Annotated in this window: 13 protein-coding genes; 10 read left to right on the top strand and 3 right to left on the bottom strand. The window is 62.2% G+C overall.

From position 1 onward, the window contains the following. Positions 1-6: 6 nt before the first annotated feature. The 3 genes from purL to WLQ66_RS07445 all read right to left on the bottom strand — a co-directional run bounded on the left by purL (position 7) and on the right by WLQ66_RS07445 (position 4,264). Positions 7-2,172 (bottom strand): phosphoribosylformylglycinamidine synthase subunit PurL, encoded by a 2,166-nt coding sequence (purL, locus tag WLQ66_RS07455; protein WP_340545713.1) that lies wholly within the window; start codon positions 2,170-2,172, stop codon positions 7-9. Between the two features lie 257 nt (positions 2,173-2,429). Continuing rightward, positions 2,430-2,825 carry a CBS domain-containing protein gene (locus tag WLQ66_RS07450; protein WP_340545712.1) on the bottom strand — a complete coding sequence of 132 codons (396 nt, stop codon included), beginning with the start codon at positions 2,823-2,825 and terminating at the stop codon, positions 2,430-2,432. 533 nt (positions 2,826-3,358) lie between these two features. Then, on the bottom strand, positions 3,359-4,264 hold the full coding sequence (locus tag WLQ66_RS07445) for a LysR family transcriptional regulator (protein WP_340545711.1): 906 nt from the start codon (positions 4,262-4,264) through the stop codon (positions 3,359-3,361). A gap of 169 nt (positions 4,265-4,433) precedes the next feature. Here WLQ66_RS07445 and WLQ66_RS07440 point away from each other — a divergent pair, with 169 nt between their 5' ends. From WLQ66_RS07440 to WLQ66_RS07395, 10 genes are all read left to right on the top strand, one after another. Beyond that, positions 4,434-7,853, top strand: a complete 3,420-nt coding sequence (locus tag WLQ66_RS07440; protein WP_340545710.1) for an indolepyruvate ferredoxin oxidoreductase family protein — start codon at positions 4,434-4,436, stop codon at positions 7,851-7,853. Positions 7,854-8,134: 281 nt separating this feature from the next. Continuing rightward, positions 8,135-9,055, top strand: a complete 921-nt coding sequence (locus WLQ66_RS07435; RefSeq protein WP_340546321.1) for a lysophospholipid acyltransferase family protein — start codon at positions 8,135-8,137, stop codon at positions 9,053-9,055. A 20-nt stretch (positions 9,056-9,075) separates the two neighbouring features. Then, positions 9,076-9,885: a glutamate racemase gene (locus WLQ66_RS07430; RefSeq protein ID WP_340545709.1), complete on the top strand. Its 810-nt coding sequence runs from the start codon at positions 9,076-9,078 to the stop codon at positions 9,883-9,885. A gap of 127 nt (positions 9,886-10,012) precedes the next feature. After that, a complete protein-coding gene (gene argC, locus WLQ66_RS07425) occupies positions 10,013-11,041 on the top strand; it encodes an N-acetyl-gamma-glutamyl-phosphate reductase (protein WP_340545708.1) in 1,029 nt (342 codons plus the stop codon). Between the two features lie 51 nt (positions 11,042-11,092). Then, complete coding sequence (ccmE, locus tag WLQ66_RS07420) at positions 11,093-11,536, top strand: cytochrome c maturation protein CcmE (protein ID WP_340545707.1); 444 nt, start codon at positions 11,093-11,095, stop codon at positions 11,534-11,536. A 130-nt stretch (positions 11,537-11,666) separates the two neighbouring features. Next, positions 11,667-12,278 carry a holin-associated N-acetylmuramidase gene (locus WLQ66_RS07415; RefSeq protein WP_340545706.1) on the top strand — a complete coding sequence of 204 codons (612 nt, stop codon included), beginning with the start codon at positions 11,667-11,669 and terminating at the stop codon, positions 12,276-12,278. Further along, complete coding sequence (locus tag WLQ66_RS07410; RefSeq protein ID WP_340545705.1) at positions 12,269-12,877, top strand: holin family protein; 609 nt, start codon at positions 12,269-12,271, stop codon at positions 12,875-12,877. Before WLQ66_RS07415 ends, WLQ66_RS07410 begins: the two co-directional genes overlap by 10 nt. Before the next feature lie 107 nt (positions 12,878-12,984). Continuing rightward, a complete protein-coding gene (locus WLQ66_RS07405) occupies positions 12,985-14,949 on the top strand; it encodes a heme lyase CcmF/NrfE family subunit (protein ID WP_340545704.1) in 1,965 nt (654 codons plus the stop codon). After that, positions 14,946-15,440, top strand: coding sequence for a cytochrome c-type biogenesis protein (locus WLQ66_RS07400; protein ID WP_340545703.1), 495 nt, complete (start codon positions 14,946-14,948; stop codon positions 15,438-15,440). The genes WLQ66_RS07405 and WLQ66_RS07400 overlap by 4 nt, the downstream gene beginning before the upstream one ends. Before the next feature lie 180 nt (positions 15,441-15,620). Continuing rightward, the gene (locus WLQ66_RS07395; protein ID WP_340545702.1) at positions 15,621-16,397 is read left to right on the top strand and encodes an enoyl-CoA hydratase-related protein; all 777 of its coding nucleotides are present in this window, start codon (positions 15,621-15,623) and stop codon (positions 16,395-16,397) included. Positions 16,398-16,469 lie beyond the last annotated feature (72 nt).

Here is a 16,469-nt window from a genome sequence, read left to right as displayed (position 1 = left end):
CTGCGCTCAGGCAACGGCAGCAGCGAAGCTGCTGCGGAAGATGTCTGCCAGCTCGGCCAGTGGCGCTTCGGAGCCGCCGATTTTCACCATGTCGCCGCCGAATTTGCCGACGGTGGTGATGGTGACACCGGCCTGACCTGCGGCCATCATCAGGGCCTCGGCCTGATCGAAGTTGCAGGCCACGAGGTAGCGCGCCTGATCCTCGCCAAAAACCGTCGGGGTGTCGCCTGCGTCAAGCTGCACGCCGACATTGGCCGCTTCGGCCAGCTCAAACGCCGCCAGCGCCAGACCGCCATCGCCCAGATCGGTGCAGGCCTTGATCAGATCGCGGTTGGCGCGGATGAACTCGCCGTTGCGCTTCTCTGCTTCCAGATCCACTGCCGGTGCGTCGCCGTCCTCGCGGTTGAAAACCTCCGCCAGCAGCGCCGACTGGCCCAGATGGCCGATGGTTTCGCCGATCAACAGCGCGATATGTCCGTCGCGAACTTCGCCGGTGATGGCCTCTTCGCCTGCCGCGATCAGGCCAACGGCGCCAATCGTCGGGGTCGGCAGGATGCCCTGACCGTCGGTTTCATTATAGAGCGACACGTTGCCGGAGACGATCGGCATGTCCAGCGCAGCCACAGCCTCGCCGATGCCTTTGATCGCGCCGACGAACTGGCCCATGATCTCGGGCTTTTCGGGGTTACCGAAGTTCAGGTTGTCGGTGGTTGCCAAGGGTTTGGCGCCGACAGCGGTCAGGTTGCGGTAGGCCTCGGCCACCGCCTGTTTGCCGCCCTCATAGGGATTTGCCTTGACGTAGCGCGGCGTCACGTCGGAGGTGAAGGCCAGCTGTTTGTCGGTGCCATGGACCCGCACGATGCCGGAACCTGCGCCCGGGCGGCGGGCGGTGTCGCCCATCACCGTGGTGTCGTATTGTTCATAGACCCACTGCTTGCCGGCATAGTTCGGGCTGGAGATCAGCGCCTTTAGCCCGTCGATCGGATCAATGGTCGGCACATCGGCATCACTCAGCGCCTCGGGCGCGGGAGTTTCCACCCAGGGGCGGTCGTATTCCGGCGCGGTGGAGGACAGTTTCGACAGCACCAGATCGGCCTTCACTTCGCCGTTGTGCATGATCAGGAAGCGGTCCTCGGCGATGGTTTCGCCGACGATGGCAAAATCGAGATCCCATTTTTCGAACACTGCACGCGCCTCGGCTTCCAGCTCCGGCTTCAGCACCATCAGCATCCGTTCCTGGGATTCCGACAGCATCATCTCGTAGGCGGTCATGTTCTCTTCGCGCTGCGGCACGTTTTCGAGATCCAGACGGACGCCCAGTTTGCCCTTGTCGCCCATTTCCACGGCAGAGCAGGTGAGGCCCGCGGCGCCCATGTCCTGAATGGAGATCACCGCGCCGGTCTGCATCAGCTCCAGCGTGGCTTCCATCAGGCGTTTTTCGGTGAAGGGGTCGCCGACCTGCACGGTGGGGCGTTTTTCTTCGATAGTGTCGTCAAATTCCGCCGAGGCCATGGTGGCACCGCCAACGCCGTCGCGACCGGTCTTGGCACCTAGATAGACCACCGGCATACCAACACCCGAGGCGGCGGAGTAGAAAATCGCGTCGGTCTTGGCCAGACCGGCGGCAAAGGCGTTCACAAGGCAGTTGCCGTTATAGGCGGGATGGAAGCGCACTTCACCACCGACGCATGGCACGCCAAAGCAGTTGCCATAGCCGCCGATGCCCTCAACCACGCCGTTGACCAGTCGCCGGGTCTTGTGGTGGGAGGGTTCGCCAAAGGACAGCGCGTTCATTGACGCGATGGGGCGTGCACCCATGGTAAAGACGTCACGCAGAATGCCGCCAACCCCGGTCGCCGCGCCCTGGTAGGGCTCGATGTAGGAGGGGTGGTTGTGGCTTTCCATTTTGAAAACAACGGCATCGCCGTCGCCAATGTCCACGATGCCTGCGTTCTCGCCGGGGCCGCAGATCACCTGGGGGCCTTCGGTCGGCAGGGTGCGCAGCCATTTCTTGGAGGACTTATAAGAACAGTGCTCGTTCCACATCGCGGAGAAAATCCCCAGCTCCGTGAAGGTTGGCTCCCGCCCGATGATGTCGAGGATCAGATCATATTCCTCGGGCTTCAGCCCGTGGTTGGCAATCAGTTCAGGCGTGATGGCGGGTTCTTGCATCCGTAAACGTCCCCAATGGCTGCGATTGCGCGCCTTTTAGGGCAAGCAGGGCCAAGGGGGAAGGAAAAAGCGCAGACTTGCAGGCGGCGGCGGGCCTGGCCGTGCCGATGCTGCGGATTTCGGCACGTCGGGGCGCGCATCACGGTGCGGTCGATGCGCCAGATCCCATGAAAAAAGGCCAGAGCCACGACGGCTCTGACCTTGTGATGGTCCCCGGTCCCGCGCTGCGGCGGGGCGTGACCCTCAGACGGTGGCGATCAGTTCAGAACGGAACCGTCGGTCAGTTTCTCAGGGTTTTCGCTGGCAAAGGTTTCCAGCATGGTGCGCAGCTCGCCCGTGGTCTGACCCATGCGCAGCACGCCATCGGTTTCCCACATGCCGTCCAGCGTGAAGCGCATGCCGCTCAGCTTGTCGGAGAAGCTGTCGCGGAACTCCACCAGGATCTTGCGGTCAGGGCCCGGCTCGGTGCCGACCTCAACAACTTTGCCCAGGAAGACACCGTTGACGTCAACCACGGGGGCACCCATGAATTCCATGTTTTCTTCAAGAAAGGTCTCGCCCGCATCGTTCGGGGTGGCGTTTTCGGTCAGCACCTCGGCGCTGGCGGCGCCGGTCATTGCGATCAGGGCGGCGATAGAGGTCATGCGGAGCATAGTGGCTCTCCTTCAAGTCAGTTGCATTTGTCTTGCGTTCTGGCTGCTCAACGGAGGAGACCGACAAAAGGTTCCTGAGTTTTTTTCGCGCGATGATGGGGGTGATCGCCAGATCGGCGGTGATCTGCACAGGCTGATCGGATTTCCAGCAGCTGCGGTGAAAATTGCGGCGTTCCGGGGAAATGTGCTGCCTGAATATCGCGCGCGGCGGCAGGCCCGTTGACGGCAGGCGGGGCGCTGGCGACGCTACACGCAGACCAGTCATTGCCAGCCGGCCTGTGAGTGCCGATCGTTAGGATAACGCCGAGCGATGCCTTGATCCGGCGGCCAGTCCTGCGGATCACGCCGCCGGCGTTTGAACCAAAAAAAAGGCCGAGCACTAAGCTCGGCCGAAGTCCAACAGGGAGGTATGAAGGGCGACAGCGTCGCTGCCTTCGAGATGTGATTTAGGGGGGCAGCGCGCCTCGATCAAGAGTTAACAGACCCGGAAAATGGCAAGGCCGCTATGCGCTGTGCGCATGGCTCGGGTCTGGCTAGATTTTGCCCAGTTCTTTCATGTGCTTGCGATGTGCAATAATCTCATTCTGGACGAAATCGCGGAATGCGGAAATCCGCCGGGAGTGGCGCAATTCTTCCGGGTAGGCGAGGTAGACCGGCACGTCGCTGGTATCCTCTTCCTGAAGCACCGGCACCAGATCCGGGAAGTCCTCGGTCACGTAATCGGGCAGAACGCCAATGCCCAGATCGTGGATAACGCCCTGCAAGACACCGAAGTAATTGTTCACGGTGAGCAGCGAAGAGGGGTTATAGGTCATCAGTTTCTGTACCAGGACAGCCGCGGAGCCAACCTGCGCCGAGCGCGGGTTCTGGCAGATCAGCCGGTGATCTGCGATATCCTCCGCCTGTTCCGGCGCGCCGTTGCGTTCGACATATGCACGGGAAGCATAAAGCTTCATCTGCACCGTCATCAGCCGCTTGCGGATCAGGTCGGCCTGGCTCGGCTCCTTCATGCGGATCGCCACATCGGCCTCGCGCATGGGCAGGTCAAGAACCCGCTCCTCCAGCATCAGGTCGATCTTGAGATCGGGGTAATGTTCATAAAGCTTGGTCAGGCGCGGCGCCAGCCACAGAGTGCCGAAGCCAAAGGTGGTGGTAACGCGCAATTCGCCAAACACCTCTTCCTCGCTGTCGCGAATGCGGGCAGAGGCGGCTTCCAGCCGTTTTGACATCGATTTCGTCGCGTCAAACAGCAGCTCCCCCTGTTCGGTGAGAATCAACCCCCGCGCGTGGCGGTGAAACAGCGTCGAGCTCAGACTCTCTTCCAATGCGCGAATCTGTCGGCTGACTGCCGATTGCGACAGGTTCAGCTTGTCGCCTGCATGGGTGAGGCTGCCTGCGTCCGCCACCGCGTGAAATATTCTAAGCTTATCCCAATCCATACCCGTCACTTTCGATGCCTCTGATGTAGCCTATATGAAATGTATCGAAACTTTCAATTTGATAGGGCGGTCAGAAACATATTCCGGCAGAAAACAGTATACAGGTCAGCAATTATGACCTAATATATCGCCAAGAAGTGCAAGCTAATCGAGGTTGGGGAGGCCCAGGATGAGCACGCAGAAGATTTCTCTGAACGACAAATTCGATCTGACAAAATCACCGGTGATGCTGAATGGCACCCAGGCGCTGGTGCGTCTGATGCTGATGCAGAAACACCGGGATAAGGCGGCGGGGCTGAACACGGCTGGTCTGGTGACAGGCTATCGCGGCTCGCCGCTTGGCGCTGTCGACATGCAGATGAAGCGGGCGGAAAAACATCTGACCGCAAGCGATGTCACCTTTCAATTCGGTCTGAACGAGGATCTCGCCGTGACCGCCCTTTGGGGTGCCCAGCAGGCCGAGGTGCGTGGCGAGGGCAAATATGACGGCGTTTTTGGCCTGTGGTACGGCAAGGGGCCGGGGGTCGATCGCTCTGGCGATGCCATCCGCCATGCTAATATGGCCGGCTCGTCGAAATATGGCGGCGTGTTGATGGCGATGGGCGATGACCACACCGGCGAAAGCTCCACCGTGCTGCATCAGTCGGAATGGTCGCTGATGGATTGTTACCTGCCCATCGTCAGCCCGGCTGGCGTGCAGGAAATCCTTGATTACGGGATCTACGGCATTGCGCTCAGCCGCTTTTCGGGGCTGTGGGTTGGTCTGAAAACCATGAAGGACACGATCGAGGTGACATCGGTCGTCGATGGCAACCCGGACCGCATGCAGCTGGTCACGCCGGAGTTCGACATGCCGGCCGATGGCCTGAACATTCGTCTGGATGATGATCGTTTCCGTCAGGAAAACCGGATCATCGACTACAAGCGCTTTGCGGCGGAGGCTTTCAGCCACGCCAACAAGATGGACAAGCGCATGTGGGGCAAGCCGGGCGCCAAGATCGGCTTTGTCGCGGCGGGCAAGAACTGGCTGGATCTGGTCCACGCGATGTCGCTGCTCAACATCGACGAGACCATGGCCGAACGGCTGGGGATTACAACCTATAAGGTTGGCCAGACCTGGCCTCTGGACATGAAGGGGTTCAACGCCTGGGCCGAAGATCTGGACCTGATCGTTGTGGTCGAGGAAAAGCGCAAGCTGATCGAGATCCAGATCAAGGAAGCCCTGTTTGACGAGCGCAAGGGCCGCCGCGTCTACGGCTGGTACAAGGGCGGCGCAGGCGGGATGCACCGCGACGAGCTGTTCCCGACGAAATATGCGCTCGACCCGATCATGATTGCCGAAAAGCTCGGCCAGATCCTGATCGAAGAGGGCCGCGAGACCGAGGCGATCCGTGCTGGTCTCTCGGCGCTGGATGAGGCGAAGCGTGCCGACAACGCCGAGGAAATCGCTGCCCGTCTGCCCTATTTCTGCTCGGGCTGTCCGCATAACTCCTCGACCAAGCTGCCGGATGGCTCCCGCGCCTATGCCGGGATTGGCTGCCATTTCATGGTGCAGTGGATGGACCGCGAGACCACTGGATTCACCCATATGGGCGGCGAGGGCGTGAACTGGGTCGGCGAGGCGCCGTTCTCCAACCGCAAGCACGTGTTCCAGAACCTTGGCGACGGCACCTACAACCACTCCGGCGTGCAGGCCATTCGCGCGGCGCTGGCCGAAGGCACCAATATCACCTTCAAGATCCTCTATAATGACGCGGTCGCCATGACCGGCGGACAAGAGGCCGAGGGCGGGCTGACCGCCCAGCAGATCGCGCATGAGCTGACGGCGATGGGCGTGAAAACCATCGCGGTGGTCTATGACGAAAAGGAAGACGTTGACGCCAAGCTGTTCCCGGCAGGTATGCGGATGCATGAGCGTGCGGAGCTGATGGTGGTACAGAAGGAGTTTGAGAAGGTCGAAGGCGTCTCCGCCATCATCTACATTCAAACCTGCGCCGCCGAAAAACGCCGCCGTCGCAAGAAGGGCCTGTTCCCCGATCCCGACATGCGCGTGTTCATCAACTCCGACGTCTGCGAGGGCTGCGGTGACTGCGGGGTGCAATCGAACTGCGTTTCCATCGTGCCGAAGGAAACCGAACTGGGCCGCAAACGCGCCATTGATCAATCGTCCTGCAACAAGGATTTCAGCTGCGTCAAAGGCTTCTGCCCGTCATTCCTGACCATCGAAGGGGCAAAGATCCGCAAGGAGCCGACCGCCGCACTGGACCTGCCGGACCTGCCCACACCTGAGCTGCCGAGCATCAATGGCACCCACAACGTGGTGATAACCGGCGTCGGTGGCACCGGCGTTGTCACCATCGGTGCCGTGCTGGCGCAGGCCGCGCAGATTGATGGCAAGGGCGCTGGCATGATGGAGATGGCCGGTCTCGCCCAGAAAGGCGGCGCGGTGCATATCCACTGCCGCATTGCCAACAGACCCGAAGACATCAGCGCCATCCGCGTGGCCACTGGCGAATGTGATGCGCTGATCGGCGGCGATCTGGTTGTGTCTGCCGGGGCAAAAACCATCGGGTTGATGAAAACCGGCAAGAGCGGTGCGGTGGTGAACAGCCATGAGATCATCACCGGTGATTTCACCCGCGACACGGATTTCCAGATCCCGAGTGATCGGCTTCAGGTCGCGCTTGAGGCCCGTCTGCGGGATCGTCTGGATCTTTTTGACGCCTCCGAACTGGCGCGCGCCAGCATGGGCGACTCGATCTTCTCCAACATGATGATCTTTGGCGCCGCCTGGCAGCGCGGTCTGCTGCCGATCAGCCTGGAGGCCATTCGCGAGGCGATCACCCTCAATGGGGCTGCGGTTGAGCGCAATCTGCGCGCCTTTGATATCGGTCGCTGGGCGGTGCTATATCCGCAGGAGGTGCAGAAGCTGATTGCCCCCAATGTGGTCGAACTGCCCAAGACATTGGAGGATCAGATCGCCTTCCGCAGTGCCCAGCTGGTCGATTATCAGGGGCCGCGGCTGGCCAAGCGCTATGGCAGGATGCTGGACGGCATTTCTGACAAGGCGCTGAAGGAAGCTGTGGCCAAGGGCTACCACAAACTGTTGTCCTACAAGGATGAATATGAGGTGGCGCGGCTGTTGCTGTCGAGCCGTGAGAAAGCCGAGGCCGAGTTCGAGGGCGATCTGAAGATCTCCTACAACCTCGCGCCGCCGATGCTGACTGGCACCGATCCCAACGGGCGCCCGAAAAAGCGCAAGTTTGGTCCGGGTCTGGAACGCTGGCTGCGGCTGTTGGCAAAGTTCAAAGGCCTGCGTGGCACGCCGCTGGATGTGTTTGGCTATACCGCCGAGCGCAAGATGGAGCGGGCGCTGATCAGCCAGTATGAGGCCGACATGAAGGAATGGCTGCCCAAGGCATCGCATGAGATCATGGCGCCGCTGATTGCGCTGGCGGAATTGCCGCTGGAAATCCGCGGCTTTGGTCCGGTGAAACAGGCCAACGAGACCAAGGCCGCCAAACGCCGCGAGGAACTGCTGGCCGCATTGCGTCAGGGCGGCAGCGAGTTGAAGACGGCCGCGGAATAACGCGGGCCGTTGCTGGCGGTCGTTCTGGCCGAGCCAGTTAGGCCAGACCACTTCGGAAGGGCGTCACCGGTCGGATCGGGGGCGCCCTTTGTCGTTGATCCGGGGGATCTGGAACCGGAAAGACACAGATTGCCAACCCGCTGTCGCATCGCCGTTACCCTGGTTGTGTAGACCGGGGCGCAGGCCCTATAGCCTGAGCGGGGGGCTGGTTGCCCCTGCGTAAACCAGAGACTGAGACCACGAGGCTCGCTATGTCGTCCATCCGCAGCACGCCCGGCAACATGAACAGCTATGCCAGAGACACTGGATCACGACGTGAGGCGATGCGCAGCGCACGAGATCTCTCTTATGCGCATTCCGCCCAGACCCGGCCGGGACGGGCGATGATCCGGGTGATGGAGAATGCCACCGGGCGGCTACAGCTGATCAAACGTGCCGAAGGCTATGAGGCGGATGTCGCCGCCGGGCAGAGCTTCTGGACTGTCATGCGCGACCGCTACGGGCTGCAGCTGGAGCTGCTGGGAGGCACGCTTGCCAATATCCCGAAGGATCAGCCGGTGGTGGTGATCGCCAATCATCCCTACGGTATTCTGGATGGTCTGATGCTGGGGCATATCCTGTCCGAGGCGCGGGGCGATTTCCGCATTCTGGCGCATCAGGTGTTTCGCAAGGCCGACGATCTGTCCCGCGTTATCCTGCCGATTGATTTTGCCGAAACCAAGGCGGCACTGAAGACCAATCTGGAGACCCGCAAGACCGCACTGGACTATCTGGGTCAGGGCGGCGCGATCGGCATCTTTCCGGGCGGCACAGTGTCCACCGCCGCGCGGCCCTTTCTGCGGCCGATGGTGCCGCCGATGGATCCGGTCTGGCGTGGCTTTACTGCGCGGATGATCGCCAAATCTCGCGCGGTTGTGGTGCCGATCTACTTCGACGGGCATACCTCCCGGCTGTTCCAGATCGCCAGCCATGTCCACCCGACTCTGCGTATGGGCCTGTTGATCAAGGAGTTTCGCAAACGGGTGGATACGCCGGTCCGGGTCGCCATCGGCAGCCCGATCGGGCGCGAGATCCTCGATCCGCTGGCAGGTGACGCAAAAGCAATGATGGATTTCCTGCGCAAAGCCACGTATGAGCTGTCTCCGAAACCACTCAAATCCTATGACTATGGGTATGAGTTTGAGGAGAAACACCGCGCCTGAGCGGTGAGCGAGAGAGACAGATGGCTGTAGGTATCTTTGATTCCGGCCTTGGCGGGCTGACGGTTCTGAATGCCGCGCAGGAGCGGCTGCCGGATGTGGACTTCCTCTACTACGCGGACAGCGCCCATGCGCCCTATGGCGTGCGCGATGCCGAAGACATTTACCAGCTGACCAAGGCCGCAGTTGAAGACATGTGGTCGAAGGGCTGCGATCTGGTCATTCTGGCCTGCAACACCGCCTCGGCGGCGGCGCTGCGCCGGATGCAGGAAGGCGGGCTGCCCGAGGGCAAGCGCGTGCTGGGTGTGTTTGTCCCTCTCATCGAAGCGCTGACCGAGCGGCAGTGGGGCGACAATTCGCCGCCGCGCGAAGTTGCGGTGAAACATGTCGCGCTGTTTGCAACGCCCGCCACCGTCTCCAGCCGCGCGTTCCAGCGTGAACTAGCGTTCCGCGCCATCGGCGTCGATGTCGAGGCGCAGGCCTGCGGTGGTGTTGTGGATGCCATCGAAGACGGCGACATGATCCTTGCCGAGGCGCTGGTGCGCAGCCATGTCGATGCGCTGAAGCGCAAGATGCCACAGCCGCAGGCGGCGATCCTTGGCTGCACCCATTACCCGCTGATGGAAGATATCTTTCAGGCGGCTCTGGGCGACGGGGTTCAGGTGTTCAGCCAGGGCAAACTGGTGGCCGAGAGCCTTGCCGACTATCTGGAGCGTCATCCCCATATGATGGGCTCGGGGCAGGGCGGGTTCTACACCACCGGTGTGCCGAGCCGCGTCAGCGATCGCGCCACGCAGTTCTTGCGACGAGAGATGATCTTTCAGGCGGCCTGAGCCGCGCCGGTGAGCGGATTTCGGCGATTGTTTGATCTGCCGCAACTCTGGTCACCACCGTCTTTGCTATCACTGCCGCAATCTCGACGCGGCATCTCGTTCTTCCCTCGTTTCAAAGAGGTCCATGATGACCCATAAAGTAGCTATTCTGGGCGCCTCCGGTTACACCGGCGCTGAACTGGTGCGGCTGATTGATCAGCACCCCATGATCGAAATTGTCGCCCTCTCTGCCGACCGCAAGGCAGGCATGACCATGGCCGAGGTGTTCCCGCATCTGCGCCATATGGATCTGCCGGTGCTCTGCAAGATTGACGAAATCGACTTTGCGGGCATCGACCTGTGTTTCTGCGCGCTGCCGCATAAGACCAGCCAGGACGTGATTGCCGCCCTGCCGCAGGATCTGAAGATCGTGGATCTGTCGGCGGATTTCCGGCTGCGCGATCCTGCGGAATATGAAAAATGGTACGGCAACCCCCATGCCGCGCTGGCGCAGCAGAAAGAGGCGGTCTATGGCCTGACCGAATTCTACCGCGAGGGAATCAGATCCGCGCGGCTGGTGGCCGGCACTGGCTGTAATGCGGCCACTGGCCAGTTCGCGCTGCGCCCGCTGATCGCGGCCGGGGTGATTGATCTCGATGACATCATTCTGGACCTGAAATGCGCCGTTTCCGGCGCTGGCCGCAGCCTGAAGGAAAACCTGCTGCACGCCGAGCTGAGCGAAGGGTACCACGGCTATGCCATCGGTGGCACGCACCGCCATCTGGGCGAGTTTGACCAGGAGTTTTCCAAGATCGCAGGCCGCCCGGTCAAGGTGCAGTTCACCCCGCATCTGGTGCCGGCCAACCGCGGCATTCTGGCCACCGTCTATGTCAAAGGAGACGCGCAGACGATCCATCAGACCTTTGCCAGCGCTTATGCGGATGAGCCCTTCATCGAGCTGCTGCCCTTTGGTGAGGCGCCCTCCACGCGGCATGTCCGTGGCTCCAACTTCTGCCACATCGGGGTCGCTGCAGACCGCATCGAAGGCCGCGCCATCATCGTTGCGGCACTTGATAACCTGACAAAAGGTAGCAGCGGGCAAGCCTTGCAGAACGCCAACCTGATGTTAGGTGAAGAGGAAACCACGGGGCTGATGATGGCGCCGCTGTTCCCCTGATACCCGATTGTCTGGCGCCCTCCGGCGCCGGACCGCACCCAAGAGGCTCCGATGAAGTCACTGAAGAAACAACGCCGTATCCAGATCATCGCGCTCACAACTGTGGCGCTGGTGGTGGCGACGGCGTTGATTGGCTACGCCATGCGCGACGGCATCAATTTCTTCCGCTCGCCCAGCCAGGTGATTGCGGCGCCACCGGAGGCAAGCGAGGTCTTTCGCATCGGCGGGCTGGTCGAGGAGGGCAGCATCGTGCGTGGTCAGGGCGAGACCCTGCGCTTTGTGGTGACGGATGGCGGCGCCTCGGTCCCGGTCACCTATACCGGTGTGCTGCCGGATCTGTTCTCTGAGAACCAGGGTATGGTCGGCACCGGACGCTACATCAATGGCGTGTTTGAAGCCTCTGAAATACTTGCCAAACATGATGAGACCTATATGCCGAAAGAGGTCATGGACGCGCTAAAGGAACAAGGCGTGTATCAGGCCCCGGAGAGCTGATCCTCCAGTTGTCTTGACACCCGATCACGCGCTCGGATCGGGTGTTGCGATCCGAGCGCGCGCCGAGGTCCGGGTGCGCTCATTTTTCATTGTCATGCTGGTGTCCCGAACCAATCAAAGGGACTGACCCATGCAGGACATCAAAGCCATCGCTCAGGAAATCATTGCCCGCGAAGGCGGCTATGTGGACGACCCGGATGATCCCGGCGGCGCCACCAAACACGGTGTGACCCTCGGCACGCTCCAGCGCCTCGGCATGGATCTGACCGGCGATGGTGACATCGACAAGGCGGATGTCGCGGCTGTCAGCGAGGCGCAGGCGGTGGATCTCTACATCCGGCATTACTTCGACCGGCCCCGGATTGCGGCGCTGCCGGAGGTGCTTCAGCCCTCGGTCTTTGACATGTATGTAAATGCCGGCGCCAATGCGGTGCGGATTTTGCAGCGCCTGCTGGTGCAGATGGGCTATGAGCTGGCAGTGGATGGGCGGATCGGCCCGCAGACCGCCACGGCGGCCCGCGCGGCGGCCAAGATCGGCCGCGTTGCGCTGCGGGACGCCTATGGCGTGGCCCGGCGGAACTATTACTTTCGCATTGCCGACCGGCGTCCGGCCAGCCGCAAATATGCCCGAACCCGCAAGGGCGGCAAGGGTGGCTGGATCCTGCGGGCCGAAAGCTTCATCTCGCCGCAATATCACCTCAGCCCGGCAGAATTTCAGGCACGGGTGGCGACATGGGGCTGATTGCGGATGTGCTGCGGGGCCTGTTCGGCCGGGAGCGGAATGTCGTTGTCGAAACGCTGGAGGTGTTTCGCGAGAACGCCGAAGCCGGTGCGGAGCGGGATCAGGCGCGCCGCGCAGATGCGCTGGCCCAGCTGGCGGCGGAATTTGCCCGTGGCGGCGGCGGCGCGCCCAGAGGCTGGTTCGATCGCTGGATGGACGGGCTGAACCGGCTGCCGCGGCCCTTGCTGGCGCTCTCGACGCTGGCGCTGCTCGGCTCGGCGATGGTGGATCCCGTGTGGTTTGCGGCCCGAATGCAGGGACTGGCGCTGGTCCCGGAGCCGCTGTGGTGGTTGCTGGGGGTGATTGTCTCCTTCTATTTCGGGGCACGCCAGCAGCTCAAGAGCCAGGGGTTCCAGCGCGAGATCGCCGAAAGCCTCGCGCAGGTTCCAGCGGTCGCGGCGAATGTCGCCCGGATCGACGCGCTGCGCCGCGCTGACCCTCAGGCCCCGGCATCGGCAAACTCACCGGTGCTGCATGGTGATGTCGACGCAAGTGATTATGATCTCGTTGAAAATCCAGCGCTGGAGGACTGGATGGCCCTCTCCCGAGCAGCCAGGTGACAGGGGTGGTGTACGCGATGCCTGTGCCCTCAGAACAGCGCACACTGCGGCGTGAGGACGCGCCGATTGCGATTGGCGACCTTGCCGGATCGCCCTATAGATAGGCTATGATTACAGAACTCGGTCACTTCGCCCTCATCCTTGCCTTTGTGATTGCCACCGTGCAGATGGTGGTGCCCTTGGTTGGCGCCCATTTCCGCTGGCCCGGCTGGATGTCGGTGGCCGAGCCTGCGGCGCAGGCGCAGTTCTTCTTTACCGCCTTTTCCTTTGGGGCGTTGATGTGGGCCTTTATCACGTCGGATTTCTCGCTGCGGCTGGTGGCGCTGAACAGCCATTCCGCCAAGCCGATGCTTTACAAAATCTCCGGCACCTGGGGCAATCACGAAGGGTCGATGCTGCTCTGGGTGCTGATTGTCAGCCTGTTTGGCGCCGTGGCCTCGGTCTTTGGCAATGGCCTGCCGCCAACGCTGAAGGCCCGGGTGCTGTCAGTACAGGCGGCGATTGGCGTGGCGTTCTTTGCCTTCATCCTGTTTACCTCAAACCCGTTCCTGCGCCTTGCGGTGCCGCCGTTTGACGGGCAGGGGCTGAACCCCTTGTTGCAGGACCCTGGTCTCGCCTTTCATCCGCCGTTCCTCTACCTCGGCTATGTCGGCCTGAGCATGGCGTTTTCCTTTGCCGTGGCGGCGCTGATCGAGGGGCGGATTGACGCCGCGTGGGGGCGCTGGGTCAGGCCCTGGACCTTGGCGGCCTGGATCTTTCTCACCATCGGTATCGCGCTGGGGTCCTGGTGGGCCTATTACGAGCTGGGCTGGGGCGGCTTCTGGTTCTGGGATCCGGTGGAAAATGCCTCCTTCATGCCCTGGCTGCTGGCGGCAGCGCTGCTGCATTCCGCCATCGTGGTGGAAAAGCGCGAAGCCCTGAAAAGCTGGACCATCCTGCTGGCGATTCTTGCCTTTGGCTTTTCGCTGATTGGCACGTTTATCGTGCGATCCGGCCTGCTGACCTCGGTCCATGCCTTTGCCAGCGACCCGGAGCGCGGGGTGTTCATCCTCTATATTCTGGCGATTTTCACCGGTGGCGCGCTGCTGCTGTTTGCGCTGCGTGCGCAGGCGATGCAGGCCAAGGGGGTCTTTGGCCTCGTCAGCCGCGAGACCGCGCTGGTGGCCAATAACATCCTGCTGGCGGTGAGCTGTTTTGTCGTCTTCTTCGGCACGCTCTGGCCGGTGGTGGCGGAGATGGCCTTTGATCGCAAGCTGAGTGTGGGTCCGCCGTTCTTCAACGCAGCCTTCACCCCCTTCATGGTGGTGCTCGGCGCGATCCTGCCGGTGGGTGCGATGCTGCCGTGGAAACGCGGCCTTCTGGCGCGCACGGCCTGGCGGCTGCGTTTTGTCTTTGCGCTGGCGCTGGCGTTTGGCGTGCTGGCCTGGGCGATGCAGACCGGCCGGTCCGGCCTGGGGCCAATCGGGCTGTTCCTCGGGGTGTGGATCGTGGTTGGCGCCTTTGCTGACCTCTGGCTGCGGGGCAGCGCGACCGGGCGCTGGCAGCGTCTGTTGCGCCTGCCGCGTGCGGATTGGGGCAAGGCGCTGGCCCATGCCGGTCTGGGGGTCACGATCTTTGCCATCGCCGGGCTGACCGCCTGGCAGGACGAAGACATTCGCGTGGCCGAGGTGAACCGGCCCTTCGACGTCGGCGCCTATACGCTGGAGCTGCAGGCCGTCCGCCGGGTGCAGGGGCCGAATTATTTCAGCACCATGGCGGATATCGAAGTGACCCGGGCAGGGCGGTTCGTGGCGCTGCTGAACCCGGAGAAGCGTGAGTATCCGGTGTCGCGGATGCCGACCACCGAGGCGGCGATAGACTACCGGTTCCTGCGCGATCTCTATGTGGTGATCGGCGACCAGCAGGCCAATGGTGGCTGGACGGTACGGACCTATATCAAACCGCTGGCGAACTGGATCTGGGGTGGCTGCCTGTTGATGGCCTTGGGTGGTCTGCTGAGCCTGAGTGACCGTCGTTTCCGCGTTGCGGCAGGGGCGCGCCGCGCCCCGCGTGAAGGAGTGCCCGCCGAATGACACGACTGTTTCTTGCCCGGCTGTTGCTGGCGTTGACGCTGCTGGCTCCGATGGTTGCCACCGGCACCCCGGCGCTGGCGGTTGAACCTGACGAAATTCTTGATGATCCGGTTCTGGAAAGTCGCGCGCGTGAGCTGTCCAAGGATCTGCGCTGTCTGGTCTGCCGCAACGAGAATATCGACGAAAGCAATGCCGATCTGGCCCGTGATCTGCGCCTGCTGGTGCGCGAGCGGCTGGTGGCCGGTGACAGCGACGCCGAGGCGATGGCCTTCATCGTGGAGCGCTACGGCGAATATGTGTTGCTCAGCCCGCGTGCAAATGGTGCCAACTGGCTGCTTTATGCCGCCGGTCCGCTGATGCTGGTGATGGCGCTGCTGCTGGCCGGGGGCTATATCCGCGCCCGCAGCCGCACTCCGGAGGCGGAGGACCCCGGCGCCGACAGCCTTAGCGCGCAGGAACGTGCGCAGCTCGATCGCATCCTGAAAGACTGAGCCACCAAGACGCGCCGCGCGGATGGGGGCGACTGGACCGCCCATACAACCGCAGCGGCACAGCGCCGGCCAGCGCCCCCCCGCGGGTGGTTTTGCAGTAAGAGGTTACGCGGCGTTTGCCTTTTCCTGCGGGCTTGCATAGGCAAGTCTGCGAAAAACCTTTAACCACGAGGCCCTTTGATGGATTACAAGGAAATTCTGTTCTCGCTGGAAGACGGCTTGGCCGTTGTGACGCTGAACCGACCCGCAAAGATGAACGCGCTGACCGGTCTGACGCGGGCGGAGATCACCCATGCGATGCAGCGCGCGGGCAAAGAGGCCCGTGCGGTGGTCCTGACCGGTTCCGGCGTGTCATTCTGTTCGGGGCAGGATCTGTCCGACGCCGCAAGCCAGGGCAAGCTGGATCTGGAACGGACGCTGCGGGATGAATACACCCCGATGCTGGAGGCGATCTATAACTGCCCGGTGCCCACCATTGCCGCTGTAAACGGCCCGGCTGCGGGTGCGGGTGCCAATCTGGCGCTGGCCGCCGATGTGGTGATCGCCACCGAGAGCGCTTATTTCATGCAGGCCTTTGCCCGTATTGGCCTCATGCCGGATGCCGGCGGCACCTGGTTCATGCCGCGCCAGATGGGCATGGCCAAGGCAATGGGGGCCGCGCTGTTTGCTGATAAGATCTCCGCCAAACAGGCGAGCGACTGGGGCATGATCTGGGAAGCCATTCCCGACGCCGAATTTGACGCCCATTGGCGCGCCCGTGCGGCCTATCTGGCGAATGGCCCGACCCGTGCGTTCGGCGCGATCAAGAGCGCGATCCGCGATGGCTATGGCAACAGCCTGCCGGAGCAGCTGTCCGAGGAGGCCCATCTGCAAGGCCAATGCGGCAAGACCCGGGACTTCATGGAAGGGGTCACCGCTTTTATGGAAAAACGCCCCGCGAAGTTCGAAGGCCGCTAAGACGGTGCAATCCGTGATCGGCTGATGCCGTTCCTGAAATGCAAAACCCGCCCCTGATGCGCATCGACTGCG

The organism is Phaeobacter sp. A36a-5a (assembly GCF_037911135.1).
In the GTDB taxonomy this organism is placed as follows: domain Bacteria; phylum Pseudomonadota; class Alphaproteobacteria; order Rhodobacterales; family Rhodobacteraceae; genus Phaeobacter; species Phaeobacter bryozoorum.
Note: the sequence above shows the minus strand (reverse complement) of the source record. Positions and strands in the feature narration are given on the sequence as shown.